This window comes from Streptomyces sp. NPDC050743, from assembly GCF_044456925.1.
Lineage (GTDB): Bacteria > Actinomycetota > Actinomycetes > Streptomycetales > Streptomycetaceae > Streptomyces.
This window is the reverse complement of the sequence record NZ_JBITGJ010000320.1, coordinates 1-1,649: the sequence shown is the minus strand read 5'-3', so window position 1 is coordinate 1,649 and position 1,649 is coordinate 1. Positions and strand designations below refer to the sequence as shown.

At 72.8% G+C, this 1,649-nt stretch carries 1 protein-coding gene; it reads left to right on the top strand.

From position 1 onward, the window contains the following. Positions 1 to 1,649 (top strand): acetyl/propionyl/methylcrotonyl-CoA carboxylase subunit alpha (locus ACIBJF_RS53345; RefSeq protein ID WP_399185108.1); only part of this gene is annotated, 1,649 nt, incomplete at both ends.

Below are 1,649 nucleotides of genomic sequence, written 5' to 3'. Positions count from 1 at the left end.
TCCGCGCCGCGGATGAGGCGTTCGCCCTGGGCGGTGACACCCCGGCCACCAGCTACCTGGACATCGAGAAGGTGCTGAACGCGGCGCGCGAGTCCGGCGCGGACGCCATCCACCCGGGCTACGGCTTCCTCTCGGAGAACGCCGACTTCGCCCAGGCGGTCCTGGACGCGGGCCTGATCTGGATCGGCCCGCCGCCGCAGGCCATCCGCGACCTGGGTGACAAGGTCGCCGCCCGCCACATCGCCCAGCGCGCCGGCGCCCCGCTGGTGGCCGGCACCCCGGACCCGGTCTCCGGGGCCGAGGAGGTCGTGGCCTTCGCCGAGGAGCACGGCCTGCCGATCGCGATCAAGGCCGCCTTCGGTGGCGGCGGCCGCGGCCTGAAGGTCGCCCGCACCCTCGAAGAGGTCCCCGAGCTGTACGAGTCGGCCGTGCGTGAGGCCGTCGCCGCGTTCGGCCGTGGCGAGTGCTTCGTCGAGCGCTACCTGGACCGCCCCCGCCACGTGGAGACCCAGTGCCTGGCGGACAGCCACGGCAACGTGGTCGTCGTCTCCACCCGTGACTGCTCCCTGCAGCGCCGCCACCAGAAGCTGGTGGAGGAGGCCCCGGCCCCGTTCCTGTCCGACAAGCAGGTCGCCGAGCTGTACCGGGCCTCGAAGGCCATCCTGAAGGAGGCCGGCTACGTCGGCGCCGGCACCTGTGAGTTCCTGGTCGGCCAGGACGGCACGATCTCCTTCCTGGAGGTCAACACCCGCCTCCAGGTCGAGCACCCGGTGACCGAGGAGGTCGCCGGCATCGACCTCGTGCGCGAGATGTTCCGCATCGCCGACGGCGAGGAGCTGGGCTACGACGACCCGGTCCTGCGGGGCCACTCCTTCGAGTTCCGCATCAACGGCGAGGACCCGGGCCGCAACTTCCTCCCGGCTCCCGGCACGGTCACCCGGTTCGACGCGCCGTCCGGCCCCGGCGTCCGCCTGGACGCCGGCGTCGAGGCCGGCAGCGTGATCGGCCCGGCCTGGGACTCCCTGCTGGCCAAGCTGATCGTCACGGGCCGCACCCGCGCCGAGGCCCTGCAGCGGGCCGCGCGTGCCCTGGACGAGTTCCAGGTCGAGGGCATGGCCACCGCCATCCCCTTCCACCGCACGGTGGTCAGGGACCCGGCCTTCGCGCCCGAACTGACCGGCTCCACCGAGGCGTTCACGGTCCACACCCGCTGGATCGAGACCGAGTTCGTCAACGAGATCAAGCCGTTCGCCGCTCCCGCCGAGACCGAGGCGGAGGAGGACGCGGGCCGCGAGACGGTCGTCGTCGAGGTCGGCGGCAAGCGCCTGGAGGTCTCCCTCCCGTCCTCCCTCGGCATGTCCCTGGCCCGCACCGGCCTCGCGGCCGGCGCCAAGCCCAAGCGCCGCGCCGCCAAGAAGTCCGGCCCCGTCGCCTCCGGCGACACCCTCGCCTCCCCGATGCAGGGCACGATCGTCAAGGTCGCGGTCGAGGAGGGCCAGGAGGTCAAGGAGGGCGACCTGGTCGTCGTCCTGGAGGCCATGAAGATGGAGCAGCCCCTCAACGCCCACAAGGCGGGCACCATCAAGGGCCTGACCGCGGAGGTCGGCGCCTCCGTCACCTCCGGCGCGGCGATCTGCGAGATCAAGGAC